The organism is Filifactor villosus (assembly GCF_042652965.1).
Classification (GTDB): domain Bacteria; phylum Bacillota; class Clostridia; order Peptostreptococcales; family Filifactoraceae; genus Filifactor; species Filifactor villosus.
On the sequence record NZ_JBHSHL010000013.1, the window covers coordinates 99,872 to 117,486 of the forward strand.

General features: G+C 45.2%; 15 protein-coding genes. 13 read left to right on the forward strand and 2 right to left on the reverse strand.

Features of this window, described 5'->3' with window-relative positions; all coding sequences use genetic code 11:
- Positions 1 to 26: 26 nt before the first annotated feature.
- Complete coding sequence (locus ACFO4R_RS03595; RefSeq protein ID WP_379787648.1) at positions 27 to 770, forward strand: S-layer homology domain-containing protein; 744 nt, start codon at positions 27 to 29, stop codon at positions 768 to 770.
- 419 nt (positions 771 to 1,189) lie between these two features.
- Here ACFO4R_RS03595 and ACFO4R_RS03600 read toward each other — a convergent pair whose 3' ends face one another.
- Together ACFO4R_RS03600 and ACFO4R_RS03605 are read right to left on the reverse strand one after the other, a co-directional pair.
- Positions 1,190 to 2,287, reverse strand: a complete 1,098-nt coding sequence (locus ACFO4R_RS03600) for a YihY/virulence factor BrkB family protein (protein ID WP_379787649.1) — start codon at positions 2,285 to 2,287, stop codon at positions 1,190 to 1,192.
- A gap of 294 nt (positions 2,288 to 2,581) precedes the next feature.
- Entirely contained in the window at positions 2,582 to 4,348 is a 1,767-nt protein-coding gene (locus tag ACFO4R_RS03605) for an Rqc2 family fibronectin-binding protein (RefSeq protein ID WP_379787650.1), read from the reverse strand.
- A 421-nt stretch (positions 4,349 to 4,769) separates the two neighbouring features.
- Here ACFO4R_RS03605 and ACFO4R_RS03610 point away from each other — a divergent pair, with 421 nt between their 5' ends.
- The 12 genes from ACFO4R_RS03610 (at position 4,770) to rsfS (ending at position 17,370) form a co-directional block, all read left to right on the forward strand.
- The gene (locus ACFO4R_RS03610; protein WP_379787651.1) at positions 4,770 to 5,654 is read left to right on the forward strand and encodes a YicC/YloC family endoribonuclease; all 885 of its coding nucleotides are present in this window, start codon (positions 4,770 to 4,772) and stop codon (positions 5,652 to 5,654) included.
- Positions 5,655 to 5,845: 191 nt separating this feature from the next.
- Positions 5,846 to 6,454, forward strand: a complete 609-nt coding sequence (gmk, locus tag ACFO4R_RS03615) for a guanylate kinase (RefSeq protein ID WP_379787652.1) — start codon at positions 5,846 to 5,848, stop codon at positions 6,452 to 6,454.
- A 258-nt stretch (positions 6,455 to 6,712) separates the two neighbouring features.
- Positions 6,713 to 7,921: a bifunctional phosphopantothenoylcysteine decarboxylase/phosphopantothenate--cysteine ligase CoaBC gene (coaBC, locus tag ACFO4R_RS03620; protein ID WP_379787653.1), complete on the forward strand. Its 1,209-nt coding sequence runs from the start codon at positions 6,713 to 6,715 to the stop codon at positions 7,919 to 7,921.
- Between the two features lie 317 nt (positions 7,922 to 8,238).
- Positions 8,239 to 9,261, forward strand: coding sequence for a nucleoid-associated protein (locus ACFO4R_RS03625; protein WP_379787654.1), 1,023 nt, complete (start codon positions 8,239 to 8,241; stop codon positions 9,259 to 9,261).
- A gap of 359 nt (positions 9,262 to 9,620) precedes the next feature.
- Positions 9,621 to 10,145 carry a hypoxanthine phosphoribosyltransferase gene (gene hpt, locus ACFO4R_RS03630; RefSeq protein WP_379787655.1) on the forward strand — a complete coding sequence of 175 codons (525 nt, stop codon included), beginning with the start codon at positions 9,621 to 9,623 and terminating at the stop codon, positions 10,143 to 10,145.
- A 408-nt stretch (positions 10,146 to 10,553) separates the two neighbouring features.
- The gene (locus ACFO4R_RS03635) at positions 10,554 to 11,630 is read left to right on the forward strand and encodes a PIN/TRAM domain-containing protein (RefSeq protein WP_379787656.1); all 1,077 of its coding nucleotides are present in this window, start codon (positions 10,554 to 10,556) and stop codon (positions 11,628 to 11,630) included.
- Positions 11,631 to 11,649: 19 nt separating this feature from the next.
- The gene (locus ACFO4R_RS03640) at positions 11,650 to 12,195 is read left to right on the forward strand and encodes an isochorismatase family protein (RefSeq protein ID WP_379787657.1); all 546 of its coding nucleotides are present in this window, start codon (positions 11,650 to 11,652) and stop codon (positions 12,193 to 12,195) included.
- Positions 12,196 to 12,873: 678 nt separating this feature from the next.
- The gene (bioB, locus tag ACFO4R_RS03645; protein WP_379787658.1) at positions 12,874 to 13,848 is read left to right on the forward strand and encodes a biotin synthase BioB; all 975 of its coding nucleotides are present in this window, start codon (positions 12,874 to 12,876) and stop codon (positions 13,846 to 13,848) included.
- A 570-nt stretch (positions 13,849 to 14,418) separates the two neighbouring features.
- Positions 14,419 to 15,030: a nicotinate-nucleotide adenylyltransferase gene (nadD, locus tag ACFO4R_RS03650; RefSeq protein ID WP_379787659.1), complete on the forward strand. Its 612-nt coding sequence runs from the start codon at positions 14,419 to 14,421 to the stop codon at positions 15,028 to 15,030.
- Positions 15,002 to 15,616, forward strand: coding sequence for a bis(5'-nucleosyl)-tetraphosphatase (symmetrical) YqeK (gene yqeK, locus ACFO4R_RS03655; RefSeq protein WP_379787660.1), 615 nt, complete (start codon positions 15,002 to 15,004; stop codon positions 15,614 to 15,616). Before nadD ends, yqeK begins: the two co-directional genes overlap by 29 nt.
- Positions 15,617 to 15,627: 11 nt before the next feature.
- Positions 15,628 to 16,887 (forward strand): LCP family protein, encoded by a 1,260-nt coding sequence (locus ACFO4R_RS03660; RefSeq protein WP_379787661.1) that lies wholly within the window; start codon positions 15,628 to 15,630, stop codon positions 16,885 to 16,887.
- A gap of 132 nt (positions 16,888 to 17,019) precedes the next feature.
- Positions 17,020 to 17,370: a ribosome silencing factor gene (gene rsfS, locus ACFO4R_RS03665; protein WP_379787662.1), complete on the forward strand. Its 351-nt coding sequence runs from the start codon at positions 17,020 to 17,022 to the stop codon at positions 17,368 to 17,370.
- Positions 17,371 to 17,615: the final 245 nt, after the last annotated feature.

Genomic DNA, 17,615 nt, shown 5'->3' on the forward strand with positions numbered 1-17,615 from the left:
ACAAGAGAGGGTGGAGGTGAAGGAAGATGAAGGACAACAGGTTTATCAAGGACCTTTGTATACTGTTATTCGTACTTTTCTTGGGGACATCCTCCGTTTTTGCGACGACGGATGTGTGGGAGGATCAGGGTATCCGAAAGATCGGTCAGATCTCTCCTCTCAAGCCTCAAAGTGTAGAGAAGAAGACGAATGTTTCGGCTATCAAAAAGAACGTAGCCTTACCCAAGGATATCTCGAAGAGTTTTGCAAAGGAGGCTATAGAGGCTGCGATAAAGGAAGGTTATGCAACACAGACCAAGGACGGGAAGTTTCTGCCGAAAAAGAATATTCAAAGACATGAATTTGTCTATATGGTCAACCGTGCCTTTCACTTTAAACAAGGTAAGAAGGTAAGTTTTTCGGACCTCGGAGAGAAAAGTTCTTACTACAGTGATGCGTCGATTGCGGTATCTGAAGACTATATCTACGTGTTTAAGGGGAATCGCTTTGCGCCCAACAAGTATTTCTATCGTTGGGAACTGCCCTATCTTTTAGGAAGGGCGTTGAAGAGAGACTTTTCCAATGTGGATACATCCATCCTTGAGCGGTATTCCGACAGAGGGAGCATACCTCCAAGTGCTAAAGGAGCGGCCGCTTACTTTGTTCAAAAAGGCTGGATAAGACCCGTGCAAAAGGGAAAGTTCGGAGCGACCGCCATCCTCAAAAAAGAGGAGGTCGTCTATGCTCTCTATCGATTGAGGGCGGAAGGACAGATAAAGAAACCCCGCTGATCTTGGAGCGGTATAGGAGGGGATCCCTCTTATACAAAATAGGATCGAAACAGCATTGACAGAAGAACTCATACCATCAAAAATTATAATAAAAAGGTCATCGTATCTGCGGTAGAGATGCGATGACCTTTTCTGGATCAGGGCGATAGGTAGGAGTCAATATCATTTCGTCTTCGTGTTATATTCCGTGTGAAATGAAGGGTGTATAGAATATATAATCGGCGAAAAACGCTTTGGACGTTTGTAGTTCGAAGGATGTATACTATTCTCCGGTAGAAGTATGGATATATCTGTTTTTTCGACCACGAAAATCTTCCATCTTCTATGGGTCACAGATCGTTTGTAGCCACGACTCCAGTCATTGAACCTGTCGATTTTAATAGACAACGGCATCAAACTCTTATTCTTTGAAATTCCGATTATTTTTTACCTTTAAACAAGGGTCTTCTGTGGTAGGTATCCGTCTTTTTCATCACGATATCGGTGCAGTAACGCTGTTCTTCCTCCGTATATTCGTCTATGATCGGTCCTTCATCAGCAGGGACTGTATCTGATGAGGGATTCGGTTCCTCATCAATGTCTACAAAGATCTCGGGCTTGGACCGTTCCGTTTCTTCCGAGAACTTGAGAGCCAGCTCCCTTTCTTTATCGAAATGTTCTTCTCTTGAAGAGATCATGCTCATCCCGTCCTCCGTCTCCATCAGGATGGCGTTGAGTTCTCCTCCCATCACAATGATGACCCCTGTCAGATAGAGCCACAGGAGGAGGATGATGATGGCTCCGAGGGAGCCATAGATGGCGGAATACTTGGCAAAGTTCTTTACATAGTAGGAAAAGACAACGGAGAAACCGACCCAAGCAAAGATGCTGAACAAGGTCCCCGGGACGATCTGTCGGAGTTTGGGACGCTTGTCCGGCACGAAAAAATGAAGGATTCCCAGCGCCAAGAACAAGGTACCGAATACGATAAGCCATTTCAGATAGGTCCAGCTTTCGACAAAGGACGGGGGAAGGCTGAAGTAGTTTGAGAGAAACAGCCAAAAATCACGACCTATTGCCAGGGTTACCAAAGAAAGCAGGATGGTCGCGCCCAGGAGCAGGGTCAGGAGGATGCTGAATAGCTTTTTGGAGATGCCCGACTTGTTCTCCTTGTTTTTGTAAGACTTCTTCAAGGTGTAGACCAGGGAGTCGAAAGCCTTCGATGATGAAAGGATCGTCGTTATAATACCGAAGGAGAAAAGCCCTGTAGAAGGTCGGGCATTCAAAAATCGGATGTAGTTTTGCAGGATGCGGCTTACCTCCGGCGGTGCCACATCTCCCAAAGAATTTGTAACCATCTCCGGGGAGAAGTGAAGAAGTCCGATTAGGGCATTTAAGAAGATAAAGAAAGGGAAGATGGAGAGAATAAAAAAATAGGCCAACTGTGCGCCGGCATGACCGACTTCGTGAACAGAGAAACGATGAACCATTTCTTTTACAATATAGATCAGATTGAAACCTCGTTTTTTTCTTTCCATGTCTTCCTTCCTTTCCTTCTTTCCTAATACCGTTATCTTATGGAACGGTTCCCCGGACAGCCCTCGGGGATATGAGAGTCATCATAGTGATGATACAAGGGAAACACTGCATAATTCAAAAAATCATCGTAAAATCACCGTATATAAACGCTGAATTTCTTGAACGTATGGATTTGACAAAAATTCATTTTTTGCAAATTCATAAGAAGATCAAGAGTTTACATTTGTGCGATACCGCCCAAGAACTTGAAGACTCTCCTATCAGTGATATAACAGGTAATAGAATAAACCGTCTTATTTTACCTTGAGCAACTCGATGAGACCTTCCTCAGGAGTTACATAGAGGGTGGAGTTCTTTTCATAGATGACCATACCCGGCTTTGCTCCGTTGGGCTTCTTGACGTTTTTTCGCTCCGTATAGTCCACGGGCACATTGGAGGAGAACTTCGCCTTGCTGAAGTAGGCGGCAAGCTTGGCCCCTTCCTCCAAGGTCGTCCTTGACACATCGTTTAACTTCGCATTGATGATCACATGGGAGCCGGGGATGTCCTTGGTGTGCATCCAGATGTCTTGGGGAGAAGACTGTTTCAAAGTGAGGTTGTCGTTTTGCGTATTGTTCTTTCCGACATAGATCGGCGTACCGTCGGAAGAGACAAACTTCATCGGCTCGCTTTGGAGTTGGACCTTTTTTGCTTTCTTCTCTGCGGGACGACGTATATAGCCTTCTCGATACAGCTCTTCCTGGATTTCCTTGATATCGGAGAGGTCTTCGAGTTGGGAGATCGAGAACAAAACATTCTCCAGATAGAGGATCTCTGCGGTGGACTGCTCGATCTGGGCAGTCAGTTCGTGGATACGGTTCTTCGATTTCCGGTAACGCTTGAAGTAACGCTGAACGTTCTCCGAAGGTGTCTTGTGCTCATCCAGGGGAATGGTGATCGTCCTGTTCTCATTGTAGAAGTCCTTGACCATAACCTCCTTCATCCCCTTGTGCAGGAGGTAGATGTAGGCAGTCAAAAGCTCACCGTAGTGTCTCTCCTTGTCCAAGGCAAGGGAGGAGGACAGTTCACCGTTTTGTTTTTCGGTCTTGTTTTTGAGCATATCCAACCTTGTCTGGACCCTCTTTCTGAGGTCGGAGGTCTTTTGAGAGATCCTCTCCGTCCTGTCCTTGAGTACATAGTAGTGGAGGCAGGCCTCATTTGTACTCCTGTAAGGGATCAGACCCTCCTTCTCATACTGTGTCAGATGGACGGAGGAGAAGTCGATAATGCGATAGGGGCTCGGCTCGGTGGCGATGCAGGGGGAGTATTCGTGTTTTTGGACACTGCTCACAAGACGTTCCAAACTTCCCCAGAGTCTCTCCGTCTTGATGTCCGACAGGGCCTGAGCCGGTTCTTCGGGGTCGATCCCGCTGCGGTAACAGAGCTCTTTTCCGATTGTGGGGCTGAAGCCTTCGTAGGTTTGATAAAAGAACTTATATGCCGGAAGGTTCGAGGTTTTGAACAGCTCAAAAAACACGTCCTGCTCCAAGCTGACGATCGGGTTGATCTTGTCCTTGGTAGGAGGATAGTGATAGGTCAGACCCGGGAGTACCTCTCTTACCGAGCTTACATTGAGGCTGACTCGTTTGATCGAATCTATAATCTTGCGATCCTCTTCGTTGACGAGGATGATGTTGCTGTGTTTGCCCATCAATTCGATGATGAGAAGTTTCCTCTTCAAGATACGAAGTTCGTCGTAGGCCTCCATCAGGATCTCGACGATCCTCTCGTTGCCCCTCTGGTTGATGTTGATGATCGATGCGTTTCCGATGTGCTTTCGAAGAAGCATCAGAAACATCGGCGCACTCAGGGGGTTTTCCTTCCTGGTGTCATCGAGAAGGTGGATACGCGCGTTGGACGAGCTTGCACTGACCAGAAGACGGTAGTTGGTCTTTTGACTGCGGATCGTAAAGATCAGCTCATCTTTTTCCGGTTGGGTTATCTTATCTATTTTTCCGCCGTCGAGGGCGGTCTTGAGTTCGTGTGTGATCGCACGAAGTGTAATTGCATCCAAAGCCATGGATCTTCCTCTTTTCTGTTTTGCATTATTCTATTATTTTACCCCATCATTATATCATAGAAACCGAGGAATGAAAAAGTTGCTTTTTGGAGGCTTGGAGCAGAGAAAAGGGGGGAACCGAGAGGAGAGAAACCAATGTTTCGTTAAGGGGAGAAATTATCAAAAGCCTTCATTCTACAAGTTTTTTTACTCACATCGAGCAGTGAAAAAAGCATTGTGTACTTTTGTACTGTAATTTAAATGCAAAATAGAGTATAATAAGTTGGATGTGAGAGATCGGACCCTTCCCGTCGTCATTCCGGACTGATATGCTTTCGCAAGTATATCCTTGACATTATAGACGGTTTTGTGTTCGCAAGATCAGCGGGAGGTTTGAACAGTCGCTTACATAGAATTGAACGAGAGAGTAAGGAGAACAGAGATGATTTACAGTATGACAGGGTACGGACGAGGAGTTGCGCAGAGCGAGGAGTACATTCTCACAGTAGAGATGAAGTCTGTCAACAACCGATACATGGATATTTTTGTACGGATGCCCCGAACGATCGTCAGTTTGGAAGAGCCGCTCAAGGCTCAGATCAAGAAAAAACTGAGCCGTGGAAAACTCGATGTATTTGTGGGTTTGGAATTTAAGGAAGGGATCCGAAAAAACCTCGTACTGAACTCCAAGCTGTTGGAAGAGTACAGGAACATTCATGAGCAGATCAACGAGAACTACGGTCTGACTTCTTCCTTGAGAGCGATGGATCTCATGAAGTTTCCCGATGTGATCTCGGCTTCGGACATGGAGTTGAAGGAAGACACCCTCGCCCTACTTACTAAGCAGGCGACAGAACAGGCCCTCAATGCCATCCTCGATATGAGAAGGACGGAGGGAGAACATCTCAAGGAAGACGTCTGCCAAAGATGCGAACTCTTGCAACAACATATCGCTTATATTGAAGAGAATAGTCAGGCTTTGGAGGAGGAATATCGACAGCATTTGAGAGAAAAACTCGATACTATCCTGGAGAAGTCGGGCTACAAGGCGGATGAACAGAGGATCGTTCAGGAGGCTGCCATCTTGGCGGACAAGAGCTGTATCACAGAGGAACTTGTGCGTTTCAAGAGCCATATCAATCAACTGTTGCACTCTTTCAACACGGAGGAACCCGTGGGAAGAAAGCTGGACTTTGTGTTGCAGGAGATGAACCGGGAAGTCAATACCATGGGATCGAAGTCCGACAGACTCGATATTGTAGACAGGGTTGTTATTTTAAAGAGCGAACTTGAGAAGATCAGAGAGCAGATACAAAATATAGAGTAAATGTTTCGGCTTGTCGGCGGTATATGGCAGATGAACAAAAGTAGGAACAGGTTTTTATGTCGGACCTCAAGGAATATGTTAAGAATACAGTACAAATAGGTAAAGGGTTTTCTGTTAAATAAAAAATAGAGTAAATAGCTGTCGGTCCTCAAAATAACTATACAAACGGAATGGGTGTGAGAGTAAGGCTTATGAAGAAAAAAGGATTGTTGATCGTATTGTCGGGTCCCTCCGGAAGCGGAAAGGGAACGATTTGTAAGAGGTTTTTGGAGAAGAATGAGGCGGTATCGCTATCGGTGTCGGCGACGACAAGAAAACCTCGAGAAGGAGAAGAACACGGGGTACATTATTTCTTTAAGACGAAGGACGAGTTTGTCGAGATGATCGAAAAAAACCATCTTTTGGAGTACGTCCATGTATTCGACAACTATTACGGAACTCCCAAGGACTATGTTCTAAAAGAAATCGAATTGGGTCGTGATGTGATCTTGGAGATCGAAATCGAGGGCGCGGCGAAGGTCAAGGAAGCCTATGCGGATGCGGTGCTGGTCTTTGTTCTGCCACCGTCAATCGAGGAGTTGAAGCGAAGGATACAGGGTAGGGGGACCGAGAGCATGGAGCAGATCGAGGACAGGCTGGGGAGGTCTCTCAAGGAGATCGGATGCATTACCAACTACTCCTACTTTATCGTCAATGAGGATGTCGACGTTGCGGTAAGGGAGTTGGAGGCGATTATGACGGCGGAGAAGGACAATACGCGAAGGTATCTCTGCGAGATCAGGAAGGAATTCGGGCTTTAGCAGGCGGATGTCCTGAGATCGGGAACGATCGCGGCCTTACGCTGTCGATCGTTCCGACCGATAACGGGGATGTGGATAAGCTCGATGTTTGGGATCATGCGGTGGTTTATACTGTTATCGAGTTGACAGGCGAATGTTTTGAAACGCAGGATCATCCAAATTGTTTTTCGGCAACGGTATATTCTGTATACCCGGCATATTTCAAATGAAGAATAGTATTACTGATAACATAAGTCGCTTTCTGCAAGGAGAAGATAGATGAAAAAAAATATTATTGTCGGCGTTACGGGCGGGATCGCCGCCTACAAGACGTGCGACATTGTATCGAGATTAAAAAAACAAGGTTTTGAGGTCGATGTCATTATGACGAGGCACGCACAGGAGTTCGTCTCTCCCCTGACGTTTCAGACCTTAAGCCAAAACAAGGTGGTAACCGATATGTTCAGCGAGCCGACGAGGTGGGATGTCGAGCATATCGAACTTGCCAAGAAGGCGGAGTTGTTTCTGATCGCTCCGGCTACCGCCAACATCATCGGAAAACTCGCAAACGGCATTGCCGACGATATGCTCTCGACGACCGTGATGGCGACGAGGGCGGAGGTGATCTTAGCTCCGGCTATGAATACGGCGATGTATGAGAGCTCTGTCGTACAGGAGAACATCGAGAAACTTAAAAAAAGAGGCTATCTCTTTATCGATCCCGCCTCCGGTCTGCTCGCCTGCGGAGATGTGGGAGCGGGCAAGATGGAGGAGCCGGAGGTCATTGCAGAAGTTTTGACCCTTCGGGCCAAGATCAGCGACGAATTGAAGGGCTGTAGGATTACGGTTACGGCCGGACCGACCATCGAGGACTTGGACCCTGTGCGATACTTCACCAACCGTTCTACGGGCAAGATGGGCTATGCAATCGCGGAGGAGGCCGCCCGTAAGGGGGCGGAGGTCACTCTGATTTCGGGAAAGACTGATCTCAAGCCATCCGTCGGTCTCAAACAATTTGTGCCTGTGCGTTCGGCACAGGAGATGTATGAGGCGGTGGACAGGAGTTTTGCAGACACCGACATCCTGATCAAGGCGGCGGCGGTCGCGGATTTTACTCCGGCGGAAGTCGCAGACAACAAGATCAAGAAAAAGGAGGGAGGCCTGCAGATTGAGATGAAGCGGACCAAGGACATCGCCTACGAGATGGGACGAAGAAAGGCGGCTCATCAGGTCATCGTGGGTTTTGCCGCGGAGACGACCGCAGTGGTCGAGTATGCGAGTGCCAAACTCCGAAAGAAGAATATGGACATGATCGTATCCAACGACCTGACAAAGGCGGGAGCGGGCTTCGGGACGGACACCAATATCGTAACGATGATTTTTTCGGACGGACGCAGCCGAAGCGTCGACAAGATGAAAAAGAGCGGTATTGCCGATGCGATCCTCAAGGAAGCCGGTGCCCTTTGGAAAAGTAAAAAGACTTATTGAAGCTCTGTCTGCCGTACTTTTTCAAACCCTGAACCGGTGCAGGGACATATGGATGCTTACTCTTGTTTTATCTCCCCGTCATAATATGAACGGATCAATGGCATAGTTGAGAACAACAGGAATATCAATGTATCGATACACCGGGGTAACCAAGAAGTCGGGACTGTTGTCTATTAAAATTGACGACTTGACACTTTGAATGATAGAATCATCCAGATTGTTTTTGTCAATGATATATTTTTTATACCCGGCATTTCACACGGAGACATAGTATAAACATAAATTTAATTAGAGGAATATAGAGTTAGGAGTAGACGATGTTTGAGTTGGAAAAACCGATATTGTACAAGGCGGTAATCCACACCTTGAACAAAAATGAGGAACTTCCTTCTTTTTCGACCCTTGAGATCGACAGGGAAGAGGAGATGACTTATGATTTTCTGTTGAAGCACATAGGTTCCTTGTATCGCTCGGGGGATATGAAGTGGGCGAGGTTTGAGGAGGACAGCCTTGTCGATGCGATGATGAGCAGCCTTGACGAAAACTTGGATCGATTTATGGAGGTGACGAGGGATATTGCAAGTCTCCTGCATAAGACGATCTATGAAAACCGAGCAGGACTTGCGTCCTGCGATCTGGCCTTCATCCTCTTTGAGATGCAGGAAGTGATGTACTTCGGTTGTTTTAAGTGGAACCACAAGAAACTTCTCATACGCGGGAGCGAAATAACCAATGACGGGAGCATTTGGACTCTTGTCAACAAAGAGGACCTCTACCTTCCCAACCGTTCCAAGGTGGATGAGGGTTTTCTCCTTCATCTCAAGTACAAGGACATTGCCGTCATCGACAGGGAGTATGTCATCAATGGAGAAAAGGTACTCCTCCTCTCCGAACTGTTGCTAAAGACCGAAAATGCTTTGTCGGAGAAGGAGAAGTTGAAGGAGTTTCGCGATATTTCTTCAAACTTGGAAGAGAAGTTCGTCGGCGAGGACTTCAACCAAAAGGTGGAGATCAAGAAGGCGGTCTTGGACAGTGTATTCGAAAACGGTGCCGTTCAGGTGTCCGATATCGTGGACAAAGCCTTTGAGGATCAAACTGAGTTGAAGAGCATCTACGAGAACGCGTTCAAAAAGTCAAACCTTTGGGGCACTCCGGTAGTGATCCCCGAAACTTCGCTAAAGAAGAACTACGAGAAACAGACCATCATCACCGATACGGGGATTGAGATCAATGTGCCGATCCGCTTGTTTGAAGATAAGAATGTACTCGAGTTCGTTGCGGAGCAAGACGGAAGCTGGTCGGTCGTGATAAAAAACATCAACAAGTTTTTTGACAAGTAAGTCAAGTGCCGAACAGGCGCTGAAGAACGACGAGCTTTATCTGTTTATACTGTCGTTCGAATTGTTGCTGTCGATGCCCTGTGTTCTGGGCGATAAAACAATTGTTGTACTTGTGAGTATAAGCGCACTTTTATCATAGAGCATCTTAGAAGCAGCTCACGAAATGGCTTGAGGAGGAGACAGGCGAAGAAAGTATAAGCGCACTTTTATCATAGAGCATCTTAGAAGGCTCTTGGATAAGCCGGGAGAAATGCTGTATCAGCCGAGAAATCAGCGTTATATGAAGGGTGAAATTGTTGAAAATTGTTGTTTGTGGGATAAAATTTGTATTATAGATCAAAAAGAGGAGAGAGCATACCATGCAGGAGCTGAACATAGGAGGAAAATTGCTTGATGAAGAGCAGATTGCTCAAAAAGTCAGAGAGATGGCAAAGGAGATCGAGGAAGAGTTCGAAGGAGAGGAGATTTATGTGATCGGGATCCTGAAGGGAGCATGTATCTTTGTTTCCGACCTGATCCGACACCTCAACTGCCCCGTTAAGCTCGACTTTATGTCCTTGTCGAGTTACGGGATGTCCTTGGAGAGTTCGGGTGTAGTCAAGATCCTCAAGGACTTGGATATGGATATTGAAGGCAAAAACGTATTGGTGGTCGAGGACATCATCGATACGGGATTGACGATGGAGTATCTCAAGGGGTATCTGACAGCGAGGAAGTGCAAGAAGTTGAAGATCTGTACCCTGTTGGACAAACCCGAGGGAAGAAAGTGTGATATCGTGGCGGATTTTACAGGCTTTCATCTGCCGGACGAATTTATTATAGGCTATGGCATCGACTGTCAGGAAAATTATCGCAACCTGCCTTACATCGCCTATGTCAAATAGGAGGAAGGGGTCTTTTCGAATACTTGGAGAGACCTCTTTTTGGATGGGATAGACTTTGTAACAATGGTTTTTTCCTTTTTTTCAAATCATTTGCTATCTCTTACAATAGTTCGATCACTTTCACCGAACAACGCCTCCTTACTGTCTGCAAGTTCAAGTTTTCGGATCGTGGTTTCGGCGCATCGCCCCTGAGAAATAATACTATTTTTCGATGGCGAAAAACTATGTTGTCTTCTATGGGTCACAGATTGTTTATATTCACTATTCAAAAGAATAGTAGTATAAGAGTGCAGTGCAGTCCGGACAAAGATATGTGAAATAAGTCAATTTTCACTTTTGTTTAACAAATTCATATAATTATATGGTAGAATAATTCTATACAAACTATGAGGAAAGGGGAGGTGCGTTATGTTAAACAGAATTATTCGAACTATTTTTTCGATTATCGGCGTAAGTTTGGGAGTGGCATTTTTCTTTTTCTTGAACAATGCCACATCGTTTACATCCCATGATAAGGTCATGCAGATCTTGCTTTTGATGCTCTTTGCCTTGAGTGGAGGTTATGCGTTTTATTTAATAACACCGCTTTTTATGAGTACGACTTCCAAGTTTGCAACGAGGATAGAAAGAGAGATCTCAAGATTGACAATAGGAGATATTTTTGTAGGACTGATCGGGCTTAATATCGGACTTATTATTGCTTATTTTATTTCCGGTCTCGTACAGAAGATCCCCTTTGTCGGTATACCTTTGTCAGCTCTGATCTACGTTTTTTTCGGCTATATCGGTTTAGTCCTTTCCTCAAAGAGGAAGGAGGATATCATCGTCTTCTTCTCGAATCTTCGTAAAAACAAAGAAACAATGGAAAAACATCTGAACAAAAAAGACAGCGGTGCAAGCCCTAAGATCCTTGACACCAGTGTGATCATCGATGGGAGAATCGCCGATATTGCGGATACGGGTTTTGTTGAAGGAAAGTTCATTGTTCCCGAGTTTGTTTTGGAAGAACTGCGACATATTGCCGATTCGTCCGATGACTTGAAGCGGATGAAAGGAAGAAGAGGTTTGGACGTTCTAAACTCCATGCAGAGCAAGCAGACGGCAAATTTTGAGATCTCTTCTAAGGACTTTGAGGATGTCAAAGAGGTCGATATGAAACTTTTGAAGCTGGCTCAAACCATAAACGGAGTCGTGCTCACCAATGATTTCAACCTCAATAAAGTAGCACAATTTCAAGGGGTTCAGGTACTCAATGTCAACGAGTTGGCCAATGCGGTCAAACCGATCCTGCTTCCCGGAGAAGAATTGGAAGTTACCGTTCTAAAAGAGGGAAAGGAAGCAAATCAGGGTATCGCTTATCTCGACGATGGAACTATGATCGTCATCGAGGGCGGAAGAAAGCTGGTAGGTCAGACAAAGACGGTCGTCGTAACATCGGTATTACAGACAGCGGCGGGCCGAATGATATTTGCAAGATCAAAATAAGACTTGGAGGAAGAAAAGTATGAAGATGCAAAGAATAAAGAAGGAAAACACCGCTTTTTTGGTTATCGATATTCAGGAGAAGTTGTTTCCGATTATCCATGAGAAGGAGGCTCTGCTTAGAAATACAAAGATTTTGTTGGAACTGTGTGCGTCTTTTGACATCCCCGTGATTGCAACGGAGCAGTACGCGAAGGGCTTGGGGCATACCGTGGAAGAGATCGGTTCTTACATCCCGAAGGAGGAGGTCTATGAAAAGATGACCTTTTCCGCCTTTGCTCAGATCGAGGAGGTTTTAAAGAAGAAGGAGATTAAGACTCTCATCGTAGCAGGGATCGAAACTCATATCTGTGTCTATCAGACGATAAGGGATCTGATCAATGCAGGCTACGAGGTGATCGTTCCTGTGGATGTTGTATCGTCGAGGACCCTTCAGAACAAAGAAGTGGGGCTGAATTTGATGAAGGAAATGGGAGCGCTCATCACTTCCTGTGAAACTGTAGTCTTCGATGTGTTGGAAGAATCCGGCGGAGAGGTCTTTAAGAAGATGTCGAAACTGGTAAAATAAATCTGTATTACAAAGGACCGTAGCTTAGGGCTGCGGTCTTTTTTATATACATTCGACTTGTTTTTTGTATCGATGTCTTTCGATAATGTTATATACTTACTAATATTTATGTTTGATGTCCATGATATCACGGAAGGAATTGTCCATCTTGTTGCTTATACTACTATTCCTTTGAATAATGGATATCAACGATTTGCACTCCATAGAAGAGAACACGAATTTTCGTGGTTGCAAAACAAATATAACCATACTTCTATCGAAGAATATTATTAATCTGTACAATGATAAAGCAAGAGGTATATCGTCCGGTAAAATTGTCCGCTTATACAGTTTTAAAAACCTAAGATCACTTAAGATATTCTCATTAAATGTATATTCTATACTTCTGACACTTCAAAAATAGAGCAGTATTGGCCGGTGCTCCCATATTATTATGGATATGTCTGTGCCCGTGAACACGAAGATGTGTTTTGTTGATCATGGACTCAAGCGCGTTGATACTTATCGTTCGAGCAGATAATAGTATAAGCCCTATATTGACAAGGGAGGTCTTCTATGATAGGTTATTGTAAACAAATAATAAATTTTATTTTTACAATCATCTCTTATACCACGGTTAAAGAATCTATAGTTATAAACAAGGGGATAAGAGGAAGGTATTCGAAGGGAGATACATCGATGAGCAGGATACAGGAGTTGAAGAACAAGGTGATGGAGGGAGGAATCATCTCAAGACAGGAGGCGCTGGAGCTATACCGCTCTCCTTTGGAAGAACTGTGTAAGGCCGCAAATGAGATCAGAGAAAGGTTTTGTAAGGAGGTCTTCGATGTCTGTACCATCGTCAATGCAAAGTCCGGAAGGTGTTCGGAGGACTGCAAGTACTGTTCACAGTCGGTGCACTACAAGACTCTCAGTTCGCAGTATCCTCTTCTTGACACCGAAGAGCTCAAGAAACAGGCGAAGTACAATGCGGATAGAGGAGTGCTTCGTTATTCTCTCGTAACTTCGGGGAGAGCTTTGGAAGGGCAGGAACTGGATCGGGTTTGCGAGAGCGTCAGGGAGATAAAGAAAGAAGTGGACATCGAGATCTGTGCTTCCTTCGGTCTTGTGGGCAAGGAGGCTTTAAGAAAGATGAAGGAGGCGGGGATCGGCAGGATCCACTGCAACCTGGAGAGTTCTGAGTCCTATTTTCCCAATATCTGCACAACACATACCTACAGGGAAAAGATCGAGGTGATCCAAAATGCTCTCGAAGAGGGACTTTCGGTCTGTAGCGGAGGGATCATGGGTTTGGGAGAAACCGTAGAGGACAGGATTGATATGTTGATAGATCTTAGAGAATTGGGCATCCGTTCGATCCCTGTAAACTTTTTGAACCCCATACAGGGAACTCCCTATGAGAACAACGAAGCTCTGTGCGAAGAAGAAAAAAGACGGATTGTGGCAGTCTGTCGCTTTCTCCTTCCAAGGGCAGCCGTCAGGTTGGCAGGAGGAAGGGGGCTGTCGAAAGACAAGGGCAGGAGCTGTTTCAAGTCCGGAGCCAACGCTGTGATATCCGGAGATATGCTGACTACTGCCGGGATTACGATCGAAAAAGATATGGAGATGATCAAAGACTTGGGCTATAAGGTCGCTCTGTTTGATCAGGAGTAAAGGGGAAGGGTTCTTGGAACGGATCTGTATAAGATCTTTTCTGAGGAGTTGTGGAACGGTCGAACAAAGAGATACCGTATTCTTATCATCGTTCTGTAGCTTGAACTCTGTAATACCATTCTCCGATAGAAGTATGCTCATATCAGGGCAAAGCCGCACAAAGGGATATCTTACTTTTGCTATTGTTTTATACGGTACAAAAACCTTGTGAAATCAACATAAGAGTTTTATTTTTTGCGTGAAACCGATTCTTCTCTGTTTTTTTGATTTGTGAGGTGTCTCCTCCACTTATAAGCACAAAAAGTTTTATATCACCTGTAGAACAAGAGGTGTTGATATCGACAGTTTGAATGAATACCGGGACAAAAATACGGTTGTGATAATTTTAATTTTCGGAACAATCCAAGTGTACTCTGTTTTTTCGATTTATGTGATATTGTTATAGTTCTATATGAAAGATACAAAAAATGAAGTAAAGAGCCGCCGGTTCTTTACTTTTTTATAATTATCATACAATTTTGTTGGAATTTCATGTATAATAGAAGAAAGTAAGGGTGAGGGGGAAGAAACTTGGCTAAGGTCGGAATACTCGGAGGAACGTTTGACCCTATTCATATAGCACATCTCTACATTGCACAGGCCGCGAAGGACTATTTGGATCTGGACAGGGTCGTTTTTATGCCGGCGCTGAACCCGCCTCACAAGGATTTTTCAAATATTACAACTTTTGAGCAACGCTATGAAATGACGAAGATGGGAATTGAGGACAATCCCGATTTTTTCATCTCGGATCTGGAGGGTGAATTCAAAGAGAAGAAGTCCTATACCATCGATACTTTGAAGTACTTGAAAGAAAGACATCCTCAGGATGAGCTGTTCTTCATCATAGGCTTGGACTCTCTGTATCAGTTACATACATGGCATAGGATAGGAGAAATATACAGGTATGCAACCTTCGTCTGCCTGACGAGACCCTACCTTGCGGACGAGTCGGTAGAGAGTAAACTGAAGTCGTTGAAGGAAAGGTATCATACCGATATCATATTTTTGCCGACGATCAAGATTGATGTGTCCTCTACGGTAATCCGTGAAGCGATCCGTGAGGGGCACACCGTGCAGTACCTCCTGCCGCGAAAGGTAGTGGAGTATATCTATGCAAATGACCTGTATAGAGAGGATTGAAGATTTGAAAGAACAGTTATATCAAATATTGAAAAAAACGTTGAAACCCAAGCGTTACCTCCATGTTACGGGGGTAATAGACACCGCCATAGCCCTCTGCGACAAATACGGTATTGACAGAGAAAAGGCGGAGCTTGCCGCCCTCTTTCACGACTATGCGAAGGAGTGGACGAAGGAGGAGTCTTTGGAGTTTTTCGAGAGAGAAGCCATAAGTCTCACCGAGTTGGAACTGCAATCTCCTCAACTGTGGCACGCGAGGGTGGCGGAGAAGATAGCGCAAGAGGAGTATGGGATCGGAGACGAGGATGTTTTGAATGCCGTTCGTTACCATACGACGGGCAGGGCGGGTATGAGCGAGTTGGAGATTTTGATAGCTCTTGCGGATTATATCGAGCCGAGCAGATCCTATCCGGGAGTAGAAGGACTTCGCCGAGCGGAGGAAGACTTAGGTATGAGGGAGGCCCTCTTGCAAGGGTTGAACCATACCATCGAGTATCTACTGAAGGAAGGTCAGTTGATCCATCCCGACACCTTGGAAGCGAGGAATGATTTGCTCCTTTCACGAAAACAAGCAGAAGGTAAGTAGGTTTACGAAATATGAAAAAAGCAATAAAGACAATTTTGATCACAATGGTTTCCGCTGCACTCATCGTGTCGGGAATCGTCGCCTTTTACTTAGAGAAGGACGAACAGGAAGTTAAGAAGAGAACGGAGTTTGAGCAGTATTGGCTCAATGCCGTGGAGGAAAAAAAGAGGGTCAATATTCTTTTGATGGGAGTCGATACCCTTGAGGAAGATACGACGGAAGAACATGCCAGGACCGACACAATGATGGTCTTGAGCGCCGATCCCGAGACAAAGACGGGATTCATCCTTTCGATACCTCGGGACAGCAGGGTAAAGATAGAGGGCAGACCCAAGAAGACGAAGATCAACCACGCTCACTCCAAGGGCGGTATCCCGCTTGCCGTATCGACGGTTAAGAAAACAACGGGGCTTGCGATCCATCACTATATCAGGGTCAACTATCAGGCGCTCACCAAGACCGTGGACGATGTCGGGGGAGTCGATGTCAACGTTCCCCAAGACATGGACTGGGACGACTATGCTGCAAACCTCCACATTCATCTCAAGGCGGGGCCTCAGACCCTCAATGGAGAGCAGGCTATGCAATTTATTCGTTTTCGTAACGGTTATGCCAACAAGGACTTGGGAAGGATCGAGATGCAACAGTACTTTATGGAAATGCTCTTCCGCAAGATTATCTCTCCCCAGTCGATCACGAAAATACCCAAGTATCTGGAGACCATGTATCAGTATGTGGACACCGACCTTTCAAAGAAGGAGTTGATATCGCTGGCTGCCACGGCGATCAAGTTGGATCCTGAAAGAATAGAGAAAAAAGTATTGCCGGGTAAGGCCAAGAATATTAACGGGATTTCTTACTATATCCTCGATGAAGAAAAACAGGCGGAGCTGATAAGTTACCTCCTGAAAGGAGATTATCCCGTTCAGAAACCTGTCATAGCACAGGAAGAAGCACCAATCGAGTTGGAAGAGGGTAAGGAGGAAGACAAGCCTCTGTATACCATCTTTGCTTATAACGGTTCGGGTAAGACCGGTGTTGCAAGAAGGGTGTCCGATTTATTGAAGATAGAGGATCTGCCTGTATCCTATACGGGCAATGCGAGCAGATTCGATTATCAGGAGACTACGGTTTATTATAAGGACAATGAAAAGTTGGCAAAACAGGTGGGAGAAATTTTGGGTGTCGAAAGACTCAAGGAAGGAACGAGGGCGGTCGACTACCGTGAACCCGACATCGTAGTAATCATAGGTTCGGACTTCAGCAAGTGATATAAAGATTCCTGAATTCGGATAAATCAGCTACTTGTGTGAAGAGGGGAAGTTCGAGAAGGGCAGAATGCAAAAGTTTGGAGATGGATCATGGAAGATAAAGAAGAATAAAGAAACAGAAGGAGAGTGGGTATGAATTATTTAAAGACGATTGTGGAAGCAATACAGGAAAAGCAGGGACGAAACATTTCCGTACTGGATATCAAGCAGATCTCCACCTTGTCGGACTACTTTGTTATTACGGATGCGGACAACGAAAGGCAGGCGGAGGCGATTGCCTATTTTGTGGAATCGGAAATGGAGAAAAATGGAGTAGAATGTCGTCAAAAAGAAGGATATGGAACAAGCAGATGGATCATTCTCGACTATGGTGAAGTCATGGTTCACATTTTCCATTCGGAAGAGAGAGAATTTTATAATCTTGAACGATTGTGGAAGGATGCGCCCTATGTAGACCTTGATGTCATCTGCTCCCAAGCATAGAAAAAGGGAACGGAAGTTCCCTTTTTATGATGGAAGATTTTTGATGCTGCCATCGGTCTGCACTCTTTATATCAACAACTTGTGCGAAGCAGCCTTGATATCCTTAACGCCGATATTCCAATACCTCATACTGTTCTCCGTTTAAAATGTAGGGGAAACAGAATATAGTTATCGGAAACCTTTTGAGTAATCGTAGAATTTAAACTTCACGACCGGACAAATTTATACTATTATTCCTTTGAGTT